General features: G+C 71.9%; 17 protein-coding genes. 14 read left to right on the top strand and 3 right to left on the bottom strand.

The window, feature by feature from the left end:
* Positions 1-38: 38 nt before the first annotated feature.
* From ACGFI1_RS06080 to ACGFI1_RS06050, 7 genes are all read left to right on the top strand, one after another.
* On the top strand, positions 39-941 hold the full coding sequence (locus tag ACGFI1_RS06080) for an ABC transporter permease (protein ID WP_301176560.1): 903 nt from the start codon (positions 39-41) through the stop codon (positions 939-941).
* A 172-nt stretch (positions 942-1,113) separates the two neighbouring features.
* Entirely contained in the window at positions 1,114-1,740 is a 627-nt protein-coding gene (locus ACGFI1_RS06075; RefSeq protein ID WP_449201956.1) for an ABC transporter ATP-binding protein, read from the top strand.
* 132 nt (positions 1,741-1,872) lie between these two features.
* Entirely contained in the window at positions 1,873-3,288 is a 1,416-nt protein-coding gene (locus tag ACGFI1_RS06070) for an ABC transporter substrate-binding protein (protein ID WP_138636490.1), read from the top strand.
* A 3-nt stretch (positions 3,289-3,291) separates the two neighbouring features.
* Positions 3,292-4,365: an ABC transporter ATP-binding protein gene (locus ACGFI1_RS06065; protein WP_392783539.1), complete on the top strand. Its 1,074-nt coding sequence runs from the start codon at positions 3,292-3,294 to the stop codon at positions 4,363-4,365.
* Complete coding sequence (locus tag ACGFI1_RS06060; protein WP_392783536.1) at positions 4,362-5,300, top strand: carbohydrate ABC transporter permease; 939 nt, start codon at positions 4,362-4,364, stop codon at positions 5,298-5,300. Before ACGFI1_RS06065 ends, ACGFI1_RS06060 begins: the two co-directional genes overlap by 4 nt.
* Positions 5,297-6,172, top strand: coding sequence for a carbohydrate ABC transporter permease (locus ACGFI1_RS06055; RefSeq protein ID WP_386875421.1), 876 nt, complete (start codon positions 5,297-5,299; stop codon positions 6,170-6,172). The genes ACGFI1_RS06060 and ACGFI1_RS06055 overlap by 4 nt, the downstream gene beginning before the upstream one ends.
* 52 nt (positions 6,173-6,224) lie before the next feature.
* Positions 6,225-6,743: a YbhB/YbcL family Raf kinase inhibitor-like protein gene (locus ACGFI1_RS06050; RefSeq protein WP_138636493.1), complete on the top strand. Its 519-nt coding sequence runs from the start codon at positions 6,225-6,227 to the stop codon at positions 6,741-6,743.
* Positions 6,744-6,774: 31 nt separating this feature from the next.
* Here ACGFI1_RS06050 and ACGFI1_RS06045 read toward each other — a convergent pair whose 3' ends face one another.
* Complete coding sequence (locus tag ACGFI1_RS06045) at positions 6,775-7,749, bottom strand: ArsR/SmtB family transcription factor (RefSeq protein ID WP_392783532.1); 975 nt, start codon at positions 7,747-7,749, stop codon at positions 6,775-6,777.
* 59 nt (positions 7,750-7,808) lie between these two features.
* On the opposite strand from ACGFI1_RS06045, the gene ACGFI1_RS06040 reads away from it, so the two are divergent.
* The gene (locus tag ACGFI1_RS06040) at positions 7,809-9,005 is read left to right on the top strand and encodes an MFS transporter (RefSeq protein WP_364546715.1); all 1,197 of its coding nucleotides are present in this window, start codon (positions 7,809-7,811) and stop codon (positions 9,003-9,005) included.
* On the opposite strand, the gene ACGFI1_RS06035 is transcribed toward ACGFI1_RS06040, so the two are convergent.
* A complete protein-coding gene (locus ACGFI1_RS06035; protein WP_392783528.1) occupies positions 8,941-9,315 on the bottom strand; it encodes an SCO4225 family membrane protein in 375 nt (124 codons plus the stop codon). The genes ACGFI1_RS06040 and ACGFI1_RS06035 overlap by 65 nt on opposite strands.
* 113 nt (positions 9,316-9,428) lie before the next feature.
* A complete protein-coding gene (locus ACGFI1_RS06030; RefSeq protein ID WP_301176551.1) occupies positions 9,429-10,745 on the bottom strand; it encodes a KamA family radical SAM protein in 1,317 nt (438 codons plus the stop codon).
* Positions 10,746-11,172: 427 nt separating this feature from the next.
* Here ACGFI1_RS06030 and ACGFI1_RS06025 point away from each other — a divergent pair, with 427 nt between their 5' ends.
* From ACGFI1_RS06025 to argS, 6 genes are all read left to right on the top strand, one after another.
* Positions 11,173-11,901, top strand: coding sequence for a DUF998 domain-containing protein (locus ACGFI1_RS06025; RefSeq protein WP_138636497.1), 729 nt, complete (start codon positions 11,173-11,175; stop codon positions 11,899-11,901).
* A complete protein-coding gene (locus tag ACGFI1_RS06020; RefSeq protein WP_392783525.1) occupies positions 11,898-12,788 on the top strand; it encodes an alpha/beta fold hydrolase in 891 nt (296 codons plus the stop codon). The genes ACGFI1_RS06025 and ACGFI1_RS06020 overlap by 4 nt, the downstream gene beginning before the upstream one ends.
* On the top strand, positions 12,785-13,156 hold the full coding sequence (locus ACGFI1_RS06015) for a hypothetical protein (protein WP_386875411.1): 372 nt from the start codon (positions 12,785-12,787) through the stop codon (positions 13,154-13,156). Before ACGFI1_RS06020 ends, ACGFI1_RS06015 begins: the two co-directional genes overlap by 4 nt.
* Positions 13,157-13,241: 85 nt before the next feature.
* Entirely contained in the window at positions 13,242-13,658 is a 417-nt protein-coding gene (locus tag ACGFI1_RS06010; protein ID WP_138636499.1) for a hypothetical protein, read from the top strand.
* Between the two features lie 126 nt (positions 13,659-13,784).
* Positions 13,785-15,011, top strand: coding sequence for a phosphate acyltransferase PlsX (plsX, locus tag ACGFI1_RS06005; RefSeq protein WP_392783522.1), 1,227 nt, complete (start codon positions 13,785-13,787; stop codon positions 15,009-15,011).
* Positions 15,012-15,058: 47 nt separating this feature from the next.
* Entirely contained in the window at positions 15,059-16,804 is a 1,746-nt protein-coding gene (gene argS, locus ACGFI1_RS06000; RefSeq protein WP_392783520.1) for an arginine--tRNA ligase, read from the top strand.
* Positions 16,805-16,981: the final 177 nt, after the last annotated feature.

Raw genomic sequence — 16,981 nt, 5'->3', positions numbered from 1 at the left:
GTGGCGAGTCGGTCGGAACGATCGCGGAGCCTCATCACGTGAACGGGTCCCTGGCCGACTACGCCGCACGATACGGGCTGAGGCAGAGCGCTGCGCGCCCCCCGCTGCGCAAGTACATCCAGGATGTGTGGGCTCGCCGCCATTTCATCTGGGCGTTCGCGTCGGCCAAGAACATCTCGATGTACTCCGACTCGCGGCTCGGCCAGGTGTGGCAGCTGCTGACACCGCTGCTGAACGCGGCGGTGTACTACCTGATCTTCGGGCTGCTGCTGAACACCAAGCGCGGGGTCCCGGACTTCATCCCCTTCCTCGTGACCGGCGTGTTCCTGTTCGGATTCACCCAACGCTCGGTCACGTCCGGGGCCAAATCCGTCGGCGACAACCTTTCGCTGATCCGGGCGCTGCACTTCCCCCGGGCCACGCTGCCGCTGGCGATCGCGGTCGTCGAGCTCCAGCAGCTGCTGCTCTCGCTCATCGTGCTCTTCGCGATCATCTTCGCGTTCGGCGAGCCCCTCAGCTTCAACATGGCGCTGTTCGTCCCCGTAGTGGCGCTGCAGCTCATGTTCAACGTCGGCATCAGCATGGTGATGGCGCGGCTGGGCGCGTTCAACCGCGACATCACCCAGCTCCTGCCGTTCGTCATGCGGACCTGGCTCTACATGTCCGGCGTCATCTTCAGCCTCCCGTCGCTGATGCAGCCCGGCTCCAAGCTCGCGGAGTACCCCATCCTCGGGGAGCTGCTGAAGGCCAACCCGGCCTACGTGTACGTCGAGCTGAGCCGCCACGTCCTGCTCGGCGAGTACCGCGAGCACGTCTCCAAGGAACTCGGCGTCCAGGAGACGGGCCAGTTGTGGTTGTACGCCGTCATCTGGGCAGTGGTGATGCTGGTCGGCGGATTCACGTACTTCCACCGCGCTGAGGAGCGATACGGCCGTGGCTGACACGAAGGTGCGCATGAACCCGTCCGGAAACCAGGTCACCATCGACCCGTCCCGGGAGCCGATCGTCGTCGTGGACGATCTGCACATCGTCTACCGCGTGTACGGCGCGGGCGGGAAGGGCAACGCCGCCTCCGCGTTCTCGCGGGTCCTGCGCCGGCAGAAGCGCCCCTCGATGACCGAGGTCCACGCGATCAAGGGCCTGTCGTTCGTGGCCTACCGCGGCGAGGCCGTCGGGATCATCGGCACCAACGGCTCCGGCAAGTCGACGCTGCTGAAGGCCATCGCCGGGCTGCTGCCCCCGCACCGCGGCGGCGTCTACACCGACGGCCAGCCGTCCCTGCTCGGCGTGAACGCCGCCCTGATGAAGGACCTCACCGGCGAGCGCAACATCGTGCTCGGCTGCCTCGCGATGGGCATGTCCCCGGCCGACGCCAAGGCCCGCTACCAGGACATCGTCGACTTCGCCGGGCTCAAGGAGGGGTTCATCCAGTACCCGATGCGGACGTACTCGTCCGGCATGGGGGCCCGGCTCCGGTTCGCGATCGCGGCGGCCAAGACCCACGACGTCCTGCTGATCGACGAGGCCCTCGCCACCGGCGACGCCAAGTTCCGGACGAAGAGCAAGCGCCGCATCGACGAGCTGCGCAAGGAGGCCGGCGCGGTCTTCCTCGTCGCGCACCAGCTCGACACGGTCAAGGACATGTGCGACCGGGTCATCTGGATCGACGAGGGCCGCATGCACATGGACGGCGACCCCGAAGAGGTCATCGCCGCCTACATCGAGGCCACCGGCAAGTAACCCGGGCGCACTCCCGGGGTTGTCGTGGCCGCCGAGGCCATTGTGACGCGGAGTTACCGGATCGTCTCTGGATGAAGTCCCCTCGCCGATCTACCGTCGAGGGGAGACCTCCAGCGGCGAGGGAGACTCCCCATGGCCGAACGGTTCGACACCCCCGGGATCAGCAGACGCGGCTTCCTGTCCTCCACGGCGCTCGCGGCGGGCGCGTACGGTGCGCTGGCGGGCTGCGCCAGCGAGTCCTCCGGCCCGCAGGCGAAGAACACCGGGAACGCCCCGAAGGAGGTGTTCACCGCCCCCGCGAAGAAGCTGAGCGGCTCCCTCAGCATCCTGATGTGGAGCCACTTCGTGCCCCGGCACGACAAATGGTTCGACACGTTCGTCTCCGACTGGGGCAAGAAGGTCGGGGTGGACGTCCGGGTCGACCACATCAACACCGTGGACGTCCCCCGCCGGGCCGCGTCCGAGATCCAGGCGGGGCGCGGCCACGACCTCATCCAGCACATCGCGCCGTTCTCGCAGTACGAGCCGTCCGTCCTCGACATGACCGACCTCGTGCAGGAGGCGACCCGGCGCTGGGGGCAGCAGCTGGAGCTGTGCCGCAAGTCGAGCTACAACCCCAACACGAAGAAGTTCTACGCCTACTGCCCCGGCTGGTCGCCCGACCCCGGCGACTACCGCAAGTCGATGTGGCAGAAGGTCGGCATGCCGAACGGCCCGTCGAGCTGGGACGACCTGCTGCGCGGCGCCGCCGAGATCAAGAAGCAGACCGGGGTGCCGTGCGGCATCGGGCTGTCCCCGGAGACCGACTCGAACATGGCGGCGCGGGCGCTGCTGTGGTCGTACGGCGGGTCCGTCCAGGACCAGAACGAGCGGGTCGTGCTGAACTCGGACGCGACCGTCGCGGCCGTGGAGTACATGGCGCGGCTGTTCAAGGAGGCCGAGACCAGCGAGGTCTTCTCGTGGACGCCGGCGTCGAACAACCAGGCGCTCATCGCCGGCAAGTCGTCCTACATCGTGAACTCCATCTCGGCGTGGCGCACCGCGATGGGCACGAACCGGGCGATCGGCGACGACATCTTCTTCGTGCCGGCGCTGCGCGGCCCGAAGGCGGCGATGGCGGCGCAGCACGTGATCCAGCAGTGGATCGTGCCGAAGTACGCGGGCAACGCGGACGCGGCGAAGGAGTTCCTGCTGCACTACACGGCGAACTTCCCGTCGGTGTCGTACTACTCGGAGCTGTACGACCTGCCGGGCTGGCCGTCGCTCGTCCCGCAGCTGAACGGCTGGCTCGACGACGACCCGTGGGGCGCGAAACCGGCGAACAAGCTGGGGCTGCTGAAGACGGCGACGTCGTGGAGCGCGAACATCGGCTACCCGGGCCCGTCCAACCCGGCGATCGGCGAGATCTTCAACACCAACGTCCTGCCGACGATGTTCGGCCGCGCCGCCCGCGGCCAGACGTCCCCGCGCCAGGCGGTCGCGGAGGCCGAGCAGCGGGTCAACGCCATCTTCAAGAACTGGCGCGACCGCGGCCTCGTGGGCGGCTGAGCAATGAACACGGTCGAGGTCAAGGGGCTGGTGAAGACCTTCGACGGGCATGTGCGGGCTCGGCGGGGGCGGGCCGAGCACGTGCGGGCGCTGGACGGTGTCGATCTCGCGGCGGAGCCCGGGGAGTACCTGGTGCTGCTGGGGCCGTCCGGATGCGGGAAGACGACGCTGCTGCGCACCATCGCGGGCCTGGAGCAGCCCACGGAGGGCGAGGTGCTGATCGGCGGGAACGTCGTGAACGGGCTTCCGCCGAGGGTCCGGCAGATCGCGATGGTGTTCCAGTCGTATGCGCTGTACCCGCACAAGACGGTGAGGGACAACATCGTCTTTCCGCTGCGCGCGGAGGGCATGCCCAAGGAGGAGCGCGAGAAGAAGGCGCAATGGGCGGCGGGCCTGCTGGAGATCGAGCCGCTGCTGCGCCGCAAGCCGCGCCAGCTGTCGGGCGGTGAGCGGCAGCGGGTGGCGCTGGCGCGCGCGCTGGTCCGCGACCCGGCGGTCTTCCTGCTGGACGAGCCGCTCTCCAACCTCGACGCCAAGATGCGGGCGACGGCACGGGACGAGCTGAAGCGCTTCCAGCAGCGCGTCGGCACCACCACCATCTACGTCACCCATGACCAGGCGGAGGCGATGGGTCTCGGCGACCGCATCGCGGTGCTGGAGCACGGCCGCGTCCGGCAGGTCGGGACGCCGCAGGAGGTGTACGACGACCCGTCCGACACGTTCGTGGCGACGTTCATCGGGTCGCCGCCGATGAACCTGGTCGAGCGCGGCGACATGCTGGTGGGGTTCCGTCCCGAGCATCTGCTGCCCGCCGAGAACGTCGTGTCGCCGGAGCGGGTGACGATGCCGCTCCGGGTGGAGCGGATGGAGTACCTGTCCGGCGACCGGCACGTGTACGGGACGGTCACGGGCATCGGCGCGGAGACCCGCGTGATCGCCCGGCTCCCCGCGACCGTGGGAACGCCGCTGGAGGCCGGGGAGACCCGCGAGTTCGCGGTGCCTGCGGAGCGGCTCCGGTTCTTCGACGCCGCGTCGGGCGCCCGGCGGGCCGCCGTGCCGCTCGGGGACGCGCGGTGACGCGGGCGGAGGCGGCGGCCCCGGAGCACAGGGCCGCGGCCCCGCGGGCGAAGGCCGGGCTCGCCGACCGGGAGGGCTTCCTCGCCTGGGTGATGCTGCTGCCCTCGGTCGTCTACATCGCCGCGCTGGTCGGCGTCCCGTTCCTGCTGGCGATCGCGTTCGCGTTCTCGGACGTGACGACCGGCGACCCGTCGTTCGACCTCGTCGGGTTCCGCAACTTCGACGCGGTCTTCGCGGACGGCGTGTTCTGGCGGGCGCTGCGCAACACGCTGGTGTTCACGCTGGTGAGCATGGTGCTGATCGTCCTGTTCGGGAAGATCCTCGCGAACATCCTGGTGGCCGAGTTCCGCGGCAAGTGGGTGGTGCGGTTCCTGGTCCTGCTGCCCTGGACGACGCCGGTCGCGCTGTCGACGATCTCGTGGCTGTGGTTCCTCGACTCGATCTACTCGCCGGTCGACTGGGTGCTCCGGCACCTGGGGCTGATCGACGCGAACGTCGTGTGGCTCGGGCAGCCCGGCACCGCGATGGCGTCGGTGATCGCGGTGCAGACGTGGCGGCTGACCCCGCTGGCCGCCGTGATCGTGATGGCCGGGCTGGTCGCGATCCCCCGCGACATCGACGAGGCCGCGCGGATCGACGGCGCCGGGTTCTGGCGCCGGATGTTCGAGGTGACGATCCCGCTGACGCTCCCGGTGATCGCGGTCGCGGGCCTGTTCGGCGCGATCATGACGTTCACCGACATGACCGTCCCGTACGTGCTGACCCGGGGCGGCCCGACGCACTCGACGGACGTCCTGGCCTCCTGGGCGTACTTCCGCGGCGTCGAGGGCGGCGACGTCGGCCAGGGGGCGGCGATCGCGCTGTTCCTGTTCCCGCTGCTGCTGGCCGGCGCGGTCGCCATCCTCCGTGCGGTCCGGCGGTTGGAGGCCCAATGACCACGGACGTGGCGGCGCTGCGGCGGAAGTACGCGCGGCGGCATGTGGCGGCGCGGTGCGGCGTGTACGGGGCGGCGGTGCTGGCGGCGCTGGTGTGCGCGCTGCCGTTCCTGTGGAGCGTGATCAGCGCGTTCAAGCAGAACCAGGACCTCTACAACCCGGAGAGCAACCCGTTCTTCTTCAACAAGCCGGCGACGCCCGACCATGTGACGTTCCTGTTCACCGACACGCCGTTCCTGACGTTCGTGGTGAACACGCTGATCGTCGGCGCGGCGGTGGTGGCGGTCACGCTGGTGCTGGCGCTGCCGGCGGCGTACTCGCTGGCGCGGCTGGACCGGCCGTGGGGCACGCCGATGGGCATCGCGATCTTCATGGTGTACCTGGTGCCGCCGTCGCTGCTGTTCCTGTCGCTGACGCGGGTCGTGGTGGCGCTGCACCTGGAGGACACGCTCTGGTCGATGATCGTGGTGTATCCGACGATCACGGTCCCGGTGTCGGTGTGGCTGCTGATCGGGTTCCTGAAGGCCGTCCCGAAGGACGTCGAGGAGCAGGCCATGGTGGACGGCCACAGCCGCCTCGGCGCGTTCCTCCGGGTCGTCCTGCCGCTGGTGTTCCCGGGGATCGTCGCGGTGGTCGTGTTCAGCTTCACGCTCACCTCCAGCGAGTTCGTGTACGCGCTGGCGTTCGTGTCGGCGAGCCCGGAGATGGTGGTCAGCACCGGCGTGCCGACCCAGCTGGTGCGGGGGGACGTGTTCTTCTGGCAGTCGCTGCAGGCGTCCACGGTGATCACGGCGGTGCCGATCGCGTTCCTGTTCAACCTGTTCCTGGACCGTTTCGTCACCGGGTTCACCATGGGCGCGGTCAAGACGTGACGCCCACTGGTAGAGATGGAGGGACACGAAGATCCTGATGTAGGAGGTCGCCATGGCCAAGCCGCCGCTTCCGCACGAGCACCTGCCCGAGGTCCCGTCCTTCACCGTCGAGAGCGACGACGTCGCCGAGGGCGAGCGGCTCGCGGACGAGCACGTCTTCGACGACTGGGGGTTCAGCGGCGGCAACAGGTCACCGCACCTGCGCTGGTCGGGGTTCCCGGCGGAGACGAAGAGCTTCGCGGTGACCTGCTACGACCCGGACGCGCCGACCGGCAGCGGCTTCTGGCACTGGAGCCTGTTCGACATCCCGGCCGGCGTGACCGAGCTGCCGACCGGCGCCGGCACCGCCGACTCCAAGATCGGCGTGCAGGCCCGCAACGACTTCGGCACGAAGGCGTACGGCGGCGCCGCGCCGCCGCCGAACGGGCCGCACCGCTACGTGTTCACCGTGCACGCGCTGGACGTGGAGTCGCTGGGCATCGACTCCGACGCCTCCCCCGCCGTCGTCGGGTTCAACGTCACCGCGCACACGCTGGCCCGCGCCTCGATCGTGCCGGTCTACGAGTCCTGAGGTTCCCGGCCGCCCCCGGCCGGGGGCGGCCTCAGCCGGCGCCCACGAGGACGTCCCCGACGGCCGTGCGCCGGTAGAGGACGGACCGGCCGCTCCGCTCCCGCGTGACCAGCCCGGACTCGCGCAGCACCGCGAGGTGGCCGCCGATCCCGCCGAGGCTCATCCGGAGCCGGGCGCTCAGCCAGGTCGTCGTGGCGGGTTCGGCGAGCAGGCGCAGCAGTTCCGCGCGGGTGCGGCCGACGAGCCGGTCGAGGGCGTCCTCGCCGCGCGGCTCCCGGCTCTCCCAGAGGGCCGCCACTCCCCGCGCCCGGTACATCAGCGTGTACGGCCAGTCCTGTTCGAGGGCCAGGCCCAGCTCGGAGAAGACCACCGGCACGAGGGTCAGCCCGGCGCCGCCCAGCCGGTAGGTCACGTCGCCCTGGATGTCGGCCTCGATGACGCCGTCCCGCCAGCGCACCTGGCGTGACAGGCCGTCCAGCGCCGCCGCCCAGCCGTAGGCGGCGAGCCGCCCGGCGCGGTGGACGATGTCGCGTTCCAGGATCGAGCGCAGCACCGCCCAGTCCGGCTCCAGCAGGGTGCGCCACGCGGTCTCCAGCCCGGCGGCGAGCCGCTCGGGCATGTCGGGCGCGTCCAGGACGCCGCGGATCTCGGCGTCCGGCTCCGGCAGGCCCACCAGGTTGCGGGCGATCTCCCGCCGCGCCTGGCCGAGCGGCGTCGCCCGGACGGCCGCCAGCTGCTCGGGGACGGTGAGGTTGGGCCGGGCGGGCGGCGGGACGACGAAGTCCGCCATGTACCCGTGCGGGCGGCGCAGGAAGACCAGCGCCCGCACGGCCGGGTCGCCGGCGATCTCCCGGTATGCGGGCCGCGCCCGCTCCACCCACGGCCCGAGCGGCCCGACGGGCATCCGGCCGGCGACCAGGCCGAGTGCGGCGTACACCTCGATCAGCGGGCCGACCCCGAACCGGCTGGCGGCGATGTCCCCCGGCCCCACCACGATGCGGTACATGTTTCGCTCCTCCCCGAAACATTGTCGCGGACGAGATCCGGGGCCGCAGAGTCGGCGGCATGACCGCTCCGCCGTCCACCGCCGCCGCGCGGTACCGCGACGTCTTCGGCGTCGCCGAGTTCCGGACGCTGTTCTCCCTCCAGACGCTGCAGGTCGCCGGCGACTCCGTCCGGACGATCGCGCTGTCGGTGCAGACGTTCGAGCGCACCGGGTCGTCCGTCGCCGCGGCGCTCGTGTTCGCCGCCGGGATGCTCCCGTACGTGATCGGCGGCGCGCTGCTGCTGTCGCTCGCCGACCGCCTCCCGGCGCGGCGGCTGCTGACCGGCTACCACGTGCTGCGCTTCGTCATCACGGCCGTCCTCGCGCTGGGGGTCCTGCCGCTGCCGGCGGTCATGGCGCTGCTCGTCGCGGTGGGGCTGTTCGCGCCGGTCGGCGCCGCGTCCGTGCAGGCGCGGCTGCCCGCCCTGCTGCCCGGGGACGGCTACGTGCTGGGCCGGTCGCTGTTCACGATGACCAGTGCGGGCGCGCAGATCGCCGGGCAGGCGGCGGGCGGGCTGCTGCTGGCGGCGATCTCCGCGTCCGGGGCGCTGTGGCTGGCGGCGGCCGGCGCCGCGCTGGCCGCGCTGCTCGCCCGCACGCGGCTCCCGGACGCTCCGCCCGCGGCGCGGCCGTCGTCGTCCGGCCTGGCGAGCGAGACATGGCGGACGAACCGGCTGCTGCTGGGCCACCGCGGCACGCGCGGGCTGCTGCTCGCCGCATGGCTGCCGATCTCCCTCTCGGTCGGCGCGGAGGGCGTCGTCGTGCCCTTCACGGCCGATTCGGGGCGCCCGGACGCGGCGGGGCTGCTGCTCTCCGCCGCGGCCGCGGGCATGTTCGCGGGCAACCTCGTGGTGGGGCGCTGGATCCCGCCGGCGACGCGCGAGCGCCTCACCCTCCCGCTGGCGATGCTGACGGGCGCGCCCCTCCTGCTGTTCGCGTTCGACCCGGGCCTGCCGGCGGCGTGCGCGCTGATGGCGGCCGGGACGTTCGGGCTGGGCTACGAGTTGACCGTCCAGCGCCGCCTGGTGGACGCGGTGCCCGAGGAGATCCGCGGTCAGGCGCTGGGGCTGTCCGGCAGCGGGCTCATGACGGGCCAGGCCGCCGGGATCGGCGCGGCGGGCGCGCTGGGCGAGTTCCTGGCGCCCGGCCACGTCATGGCGCTGTGCGGCGCCGCCACCGTCGCCGCCTGCCTGTGCCTGGCCCGTTCGCTGCGCTGACCCTCCGGGACGGCCACAGCAGCCACGCCTGGAGGAGGCCGGGGCCGGTCGTCGCCGCGAAGAACACGGCGATGTCGAGGGGGCCGGGCAGCTCGCCGAGCGGCATGATGAGCGTGATCCCGAGGACCGACAGCGGGCTGGTGACGAAGACGAGCCAGACGCCGATGAAGCCCGGGTCGTCGGAGAAGAGCATGACGCCGAGGACGACCGCGCTGACCGCGAGGACGGCGACGGTGTAGCCGGCGGCCAGCACGAGCCGGATCCGGTCGGCCGGGCCGCGCCCCTCGAAGGAGAGGATGTGGGGGGACATGCGGGCATCGTCGCCGTGCCGCGGCGACCGCCGCATGGGCGTTCGTGCTCAGCCGGGGGCGGCCACGTACTCAGTCCGGCCGTGGCCGGCCCCCGGCTCCTGGCACGGCTCGGCTACTTCTCCCAGGGGAAGCGGTCGGCGAAGGCGGGCTTCAGGTCGTCCAGCCAGACCGCGTCGGGGTCGTAGTGGGCGAAGAAGGGCTTGCCGACCAGATCGGAGTCGCGGCACTGGATGAAGTGCAGCGCGAACACCTTCTCGCCGAGCAGGTCGAGGACGCCGTCCACGCAGACCTTGCCCGGCGTCGCGGACATGGACGGGCCCCGGACGGTACGGGAGAGGCCGGAGACGTTCCTGTAGGCGTCCCGGAAGATGTCGTAGGCGCGGGCGAGCGGGACGGCGAAGTAGTCCTGCGGCCCGGTGTCGCGCTCGACGAACATGTAGTAGGGGATCAGACCCATGCGGGTCTGCGTCCGCCACATGCTCTCCCAGGTCGCGGCGTCGTCGTTGATCGTCCTGATCAGCGGGGCCTGGGTGCGGATGATCGCGCCGGTGTCGCGGATCCGGCGGCACGCCTCGGCGACCATGAGGGGTTCGAGCTCGCGCGGGTGCGAGAAGTGCGCCATGAACGCGAGGTTCTTGCCCGACTCGACGACCTGCTCGAACAGCCGGAGCATGTCGTCGGCGTCGGGGTCGGTGACGAACTTCTGCGGCCAGTAGGCCAGCGACTTGGTGCCGATCCGGATGGATTCGAGCTGCTCCAGGTCGAGCAGCGGCTCGACGTAGCGGCGCAGCACCGGCTCACCCATGATCATGGCGTCGCCGCCGGTGAACAGGACGCTGGTCACCTCGGGGTGGGCGATCAGGTAGTCGCGCAGCGCCGTCGGCTCGTCGCCGGCCATCTTCAGGTCGGCCTCGCCGACGAACTGGGCCCAGCGGAAGCAGTAGGTGCAGTACGCGTGGCAGGTCTGGCCCTGCTTGGGGAAGTACAGCACGGTCTCGTCGTACTTGTGCTGCATCCCGGGGATCTTGCCGTCGCCGAAGCTCGGGATGTTGAGCTCCATCTGGCCGGCCGGGTGCGGGTTCAGCCGCATCCTGACCCGGTGGGCGGCGGCCTCGATCTCGGCCTTCGGGGCCTCGCGGCGCAGCAGGTCCGACAGGTGGGCGACGTCCTCGGCGGGGAGCATGTCCGGGCGCGGGAAGACGAGCCGGTAGATCGGGTCGTCGGGGGCGGCCGTCCAGTCGATGAGCTCCTCGATGACGTAGGCGTTGGTCCGGAAGGGCAGGACCGTCGCCACCGCCCGGGTCGCGAGCCGCTCGTCGGGCGCCAGCCCGGCGCGAGCGGTGAGTTCGTCCAGGTGCTTCGCCGTGAAGGCGCGGAACTTGCGACCGGTGGATCGCACCGCGGGAGCCGCGTCGTTCACCAGTGTCACGTGTTGGTACTCCTTGCTGTCAGCGGGGGAGGCGCGCCCCGGGGCGTCATCACGGTCTGTGATCAGGAGTGCGCGGGACACCCCCATTCAACCGTTTGGGACGGGTTCATGCCGAATTGATACCCCCTACCGGGCCGGGACAAAGGCTGGTCAAGGACGATCCAGACAAATCGCCTGGACATCATCGTTGACGCCCGGTACCCAGTACAACGACTACGGGACGTCAACTTCTCCGTCATCGGGCGGTGAGATGCGCCGCAACCCGCCCGGCGCACGGACACTGCCAGCGGATACACCGCGACTCGGCACCCCCGGTCCCCGCAAGTCGCGATCTTGGGAAATACTGGGCGGGGCGGGCAGGACCGAAGCGGCGGGACCGGGGCGTGCGGCAGGGCGCGGACGCGGTCACGCGGCGTGAGGGGGGCCGGTGGACGCTGTCGAACGGGACGGGCCGGGCGTCGTCCCGCTGCGGCTGGTCGTCCTCGCGACGATCGCCGGGATCAGCTACGCGACCTTCGTGCTGGAGAACCTCCTCAGCCCCAAGCTCGACTTCTTCAACGGCTACGTCAGCGAGCTGTCGGCCGCCGACCAGCCGTTCCACCTCGTCTACAGCGCGGGCGACTTCGTCACCGGGGTGCTGTCGATCATGGTGGCGGTCGGCACGCTGCGCCGGCTCACCCGCAGGCCCCTCGCCACGGCGGGCTGGGCGTTCCTCGGGCTGTTCGGCGTCTGCGCGATCGGCGACGCGTCCTTCCCGCTGGACTGCGCGCCCAGCCTGGAGACCTGGTGCGCGCTGCGGGAGCGCTCCGAGCACGTCTCGTTCTCCCACGAGTTCCACTCGGTGACCAGCAGCGCCGTGATCGTCTGCGGGGTCGCCGCGCTGCTGCTGCTCTCGCTCGCCGCCCGCCGCTACGGCTGGTGGCCGGCGCTCGCCCGCTGGGGCTGGCTGCTCGCGCTCGCCGAGTCGGTGTCGGCGCTGGGCACGCTCGTCGCGATGTACCTGGGGCAGTGGCTCGGGGTCGTCCAGCGCGTCCAGATCAGCATCCTCGTCCTCGGCCTGCTGGTCATCGCCTGGGCGCTGTACGCCGACCGGCGGGACGCGGCGCGCGCCGCCCGGGACGACACCGCCGCCGTGACGGAGGAGGCCCGGCTGTGAGCACGAGCGGAACCCCCCTGCCGGACGGGCGGATCGTCAACGCCGGGCGCGAGCAGGTGCACGTGATCGAGACCGGTCCGCAGGGCGGGCCGCCGCTGCTGCTGACGTCCGGGCTGGGCGGGGCGTGGTTCGACTGGGTGCCGAGCATCGAGCAGCTGCGGGCCGGGCACCGGGTCACGGTGTTCGACCGCCCCGGCCTCGGGCTCAGCCCGGCCGCGGTCGCGCCGGCGTCGCTGCGCCGCGACACGGCGATCCTGGAGGCGCTGGCGGAGCGGGCGGGCGGGCCGGTGACCGTCCTCGCGCACTCGATGGCCGCGTTCCCCGCCGAGGCCCTGGCCCGGCTGCGGCCCCGGCTCGTCCGGGGCCTGGTGCTGCTCGACCCCAGCCACGAGCGCGACCCGCGGGTGCGCGTCCGGACGGCCGCCGCGCTGACCCCGCTCGCCACGGCCGCCGGCGCGCTCCTCGACGCGACGCGGCTGGCGAGGGTCGCCGGGCCGCTCGGGCGGCGGCTGGTCCTCGACCACACCAGCCGGCGCGACGAGGCCGTCCCGAACCGCGTGGTCCGGTCCGTGTACGGGCGCGGGACGGTGATCGGCACGGTGATCGCGGAGGAGCTCGCCTACCGGGAGATGGCCGCCGACCTGGCCCGGCTGCGGGAGCGGCGCCCGTTCCCGCACATTCCGCTCGTCGTGGTGACCGCGCTCGGCGACGTCGACGACCCCGGCGGGAAGCGCGACTGGGCCGAGGGCCACGAGCGGCTCGCCCGGATGAGCCCGCTCGGGAGCCGGATCGAGCTGCCCGACGCCCTGCACATGGTCCCGCTCGACCGTCCCGACGTGGTCGCCGACGCGGTCGGCCGCACCGGCCGGATCGAGGAGTCCGCATGAGAAGGTGGCCGGTCCTCGTCCTGGCGGCGCTGCTCGCCCTGACCCTGTCGGGCTGCAAGGTGATGCAGCGCATCTCGGAGGGCGCGTACCGCAACGCGGTCTCCGACGGGGTCGTGGACGAGCTCGAGATCCGCGGCATCGAGCTGCGGGAGCGCCCCTCCTGCGAGTCGCCGGTGCCCGCCACGAGCTCCGTGGTGCGGGTGGCCTGCACGGCCCGCACCACCGCCGGGGAACCGGTCACCGTGGACGGGGTCGCCTACAACGCCGACACCGACCGTCCGCGCGAGACCTACGTGGTCACCGTCGGCGGCCGCGAGGTGCTGCGCAAGGGCTGCCTCGGCCTCGGCTGCGAGCACCCGAACACCTGACCCGGACGGCAACGAATCCGCCTGCGGACCTTCAAAACCCACCACTCGACGCATACGTCCGCGTACTGTCGGTGACGTAACCGTTGTGAAGATAAGTCGCAAGAAGGCCCTGATCCTGGGGTCCGCCGCGCTCATCGTGCTCGCCCTCGCCGGCGGGATCTCGTACCTGGCGCTGTCCGGCGGCAAGGAGCTGAAGTACAAGACGCAGGCCGCGCTGCGCAACGCGCTGCCGGTCACGGCCGCCGCCGAGCTGCACCAGCGCGGCGTGACCCTCGCCGCGCCGCTGAAATGCGCCGACCTGCCCGGCTGGACGAAGGAGCGGCTGCGCGTCTCGTGCACCGGCACCACGTCCGACAGCAAGCGGGTCGAGGTGCTCGGGAGCGGCGAGAAGAAGACCGCAACGACCTACTACACGATCCTCGTCGGCGGCCGCCCGGTCGTGCAGAACGCGACCTGCCTGGGCGCCGACTGCCACAGCCAGGAGGCCGGCAGCCGCGGCTGACGCCCGGAGGGTGATGATCGCCACTCCGGCCGGGCGCTGCCAAGGCAGGTGAAGGAACGCCATACGATGCGATGAGCTGCGTTGTTGCGGCACACCGCATTTTCCTTCCATCTCCCTGGAGCGGCCATGACCGGCACTGGCGAGCCGTCGCGTGCCGGGTCGCCTCGCCGCGTGCCGCCGCGTCCGCTGCCGGTCGCGGTCGACACGATGGGCGGCGACCACGCCCCCGGGGAGATCGTCGCCGGGGCGGTGGACGCCGTCCGCGAGCACGGCGTCCGGCTCGTCCTGGTCGGGCAGGCCCCGCGGATCCGGCGCGAGCTCGACCGGTACGGCTATATCGGCAAGATCCCGATCGTGCACGCCGACGAGGCGCTCGACATGGGCGAGGGCGCGCTCGCGAGCTGGCGCAAGCCCCGCTCGTCCATCGCGATCGCCTGCCACCTGATCAAGCAGGGGCGGGCGTCGGCCCTGGTCTCGGCGGGCAGCACCGCCGGGGTGGTGGCGACGTCGCGGCTGCGGCTGAAGGGCCAGCAGGGCGTGCTGCGCCCCGCCATCGCGGTGACGCTGCCGACCCGCCCGCGCCCGACGATCCTGCTGGACGCGGGCGCCACCGCCGACGTCAAGGCGGAGACGCTCGTCCAGTTCGCGGCCCTCGGCACCGCGTACGCGCAGATCCTGCTCGGCCCCGACCGCCCCACCGTGGGGCTGCTCAACATCGGCGCCGAGGCGGGCAAGGGCAACAAGCTCGCCAAGCGCGCCCACGAGCTGCTCGCCGGCGGCAGCCACGGCATCGAGTTCGCGGGCAACGTGGAGGGCCACGACCTGCTCGCCGGGCGGGTCGACGTCATCGTCACCGACGGGTTCACCGGCAACATCGCGCTCAAGACGATGGAGGGGACGATCGGCACCGCGTTCACCGAGATCCGCGACGCGATGACCTCCACCCCCGCGGCGCGGATGGGCGCGCTGCTCCAGCGCCGCCGCCTCCAGGACCTCCGCGACCGGCTCGACCCCGACACCTACGGCGGCGGCGTCCTGCTCGGCCTGAACGGCACCGTCGTGATCGCGCACGGCGCCTCGCACGCCCGCGCGATCACCTCGGCGTGCGAGCTGGCGCACCGGCTGGCCGCCGGGCGGATCGTCGAGCGGATCCGGGAGCAGGTCGCCGCGACCCGCACCTCCCGGTTCGGCCGCTGGACGCACGGCGAGCGCGACGCGAGCGACAAACCGCCCGAAAAACCCCCGGAAGGGGCGGCGCAGCCCGTCGAGGGGCCGCCCGCGCCCCGGCAGCCGGTCAGCGGTCCCGCCGGCGACACCGTCCCCGACCGCACCGAGCCGCCCGGCGCGCCGTAGCGGAAAACCGGGTCCGGTCGGGCGTCCCGCGCCGATAACCTTGGAACATGCCCGATCCGCAACTCGTACTCGCCGCTCGGGTCCAGGCCGCGCTCAGCGCCGCCTTCGGACCGTCATACGCGGACGCCGACCCGGTCATCCGGCCGTCGCAGTTCGCCGACCTTCAGGCCAACGTGGCGCTGCCGCTGGCCAAGAAGCTGGGCCGCAAGCCGCGAGACGTGGCCGACGAGATCGTCAAGAACCTCGACACCGCCGACGTCGTGGCGAACGTCGAGGTCAGCGGGCCGGGCTTCATCAACCTGACGCTCAGCGACGGCTGGATCGCCGCCGAGGCGCAGCGCGCCCTGGAGGACGAGCGGCTCGGCGTCCCCGCGGCCGAGGAGCCGCAGAAGACCGTCGTCGAGTACTCCTCGCCGAACGTGGCGAAGGAGATGCACGTCGGCCACCTGCGGACCACGATCGTCGGCGACGCGATCGCCCGGATCCTGGCGTTCCTCGGCCACGACGTCGTCCGGGACAACCACGTCGGCGACTGGGGCACCCCGTTCGGGATGCTGATCGAGCACCTGCTCGACCTCGGCGAGGACGCCGCCGCGCGGGACGACTCGTCCGTCAGCGACCTGACCGCGTTCTACCAGGCCGCGCGGGAGAAGTTCGACGGCGACGAGGAGTTCGCCGACCGGTCTAGGCGGCGGGTCGTCGCGCTCCAGGCCGGCGACGCCGAGACCCTCCGGCTGTGGAACGTCCTCGTGGACGTGTCGAAGCGGTACTTCAACGCCGTCTACGGGCGGCTCGGCGTCACGCTCACCGACGACGACATCAAGGGCGAGAGCTTCTACAACGACCTGCTGGCCCCGACCGTCCAGGAGCTGGAGGACAAGGGCATCGCGGTGATCAGCGACGGGGCGCTGTGCGCGTTCCCGCCCGGTTTCACCGGCCGCGAGGGCGAGCCGCTGCCCGTGATCATCCGCAAGAGCGACGGCGGCTACAACTACTCCACCACCGACCTCGCCACCATCCGGTACCGGGTCGACACCGAGCACGTCGACCGGATGATCTACGTGGTGGGCGCCCCGCAGTCACTGCACTTCCAGATGGTCTTCGCCGTCGCCCGGATGGCGGGCTGGCTGAACGACGAGGTCGAGGCCGAGCACGCGCAGATCGGCAACGTCCTCGGCACCGACGGCAAGATCCTGCGGACCAGGGCGGGCGGCACCGTCAAACTCGCCCAACTCCTCGACGAGGCCGTCGAGCGGGCCGGTGCGGCGTTCGACGAGGTGCAGCACGACGACTCGTTCGACGACGAGACCCGCGCGGCCATCGTGCAGGCGGTCGGCATCGGCGCGGTGAAGTACGCCGACCTGTCGGTGGCGCGCGACAGCGAGTACGTCTTCGACTTCGACCGCATGATCTCGTTCCACGGCAAGACGGGCCCGTACCTGCAGTACGCGGCGGCCCGGATCCGGTCGATCTTCCGCAAGGGCGGCGTCACCGTCGAGGACGCCACGGGCCCGATCGCCCTGGGGCATCCCGCTGAGCGGGCTCTGGCCCTGGAGTTGCTCAGCTTCGGCGCCGTCCTGAAGCAGGCCGGTGACACCGCGGAGCCGCACAGGCTGGCGTCCTACGTCTACGCGGTCGCCGACGCCTACACGACCTTCCACGAGAACTGCCCGGTCCTGAAGGCCCCGGACGAGGCAACGAAGGCGTCCCGCCTGGCCCTGTGCGCGGCGACCCTGCGCACCCTGGAGACGGGCCTGCACCTCCTGGGCGTCCCCACCCCGGAACGCATGTAAGCCCGAACCCCAACCGCCACGCATGACCCGCCGGGGGGGGGGGGGGGGGGGGGGGGGGGGGGGGGGGGGGGGGGGGCGCCCGCCCCGGGCGGGCGGGGGGGGGGGGGGCGGCCCCCCCCCCCCACGTCCGCCGGCGAGGGGGCATGCGGCGGCGATCGGCACTAGTCTCTGCCGGGA

This window comes from Actinomadura geliboluensis, from assembly GCF_043197915.1.
GTDB lineage: Bacteria > Actinomycetota > Actinomycetes > Streptosporangiales > Streptosporangiaceae > Spirillospora > Spirillospora geliboluensis.
This window is presented reverse-complemented; position numbering and strand designations above follow the sequence as displayed.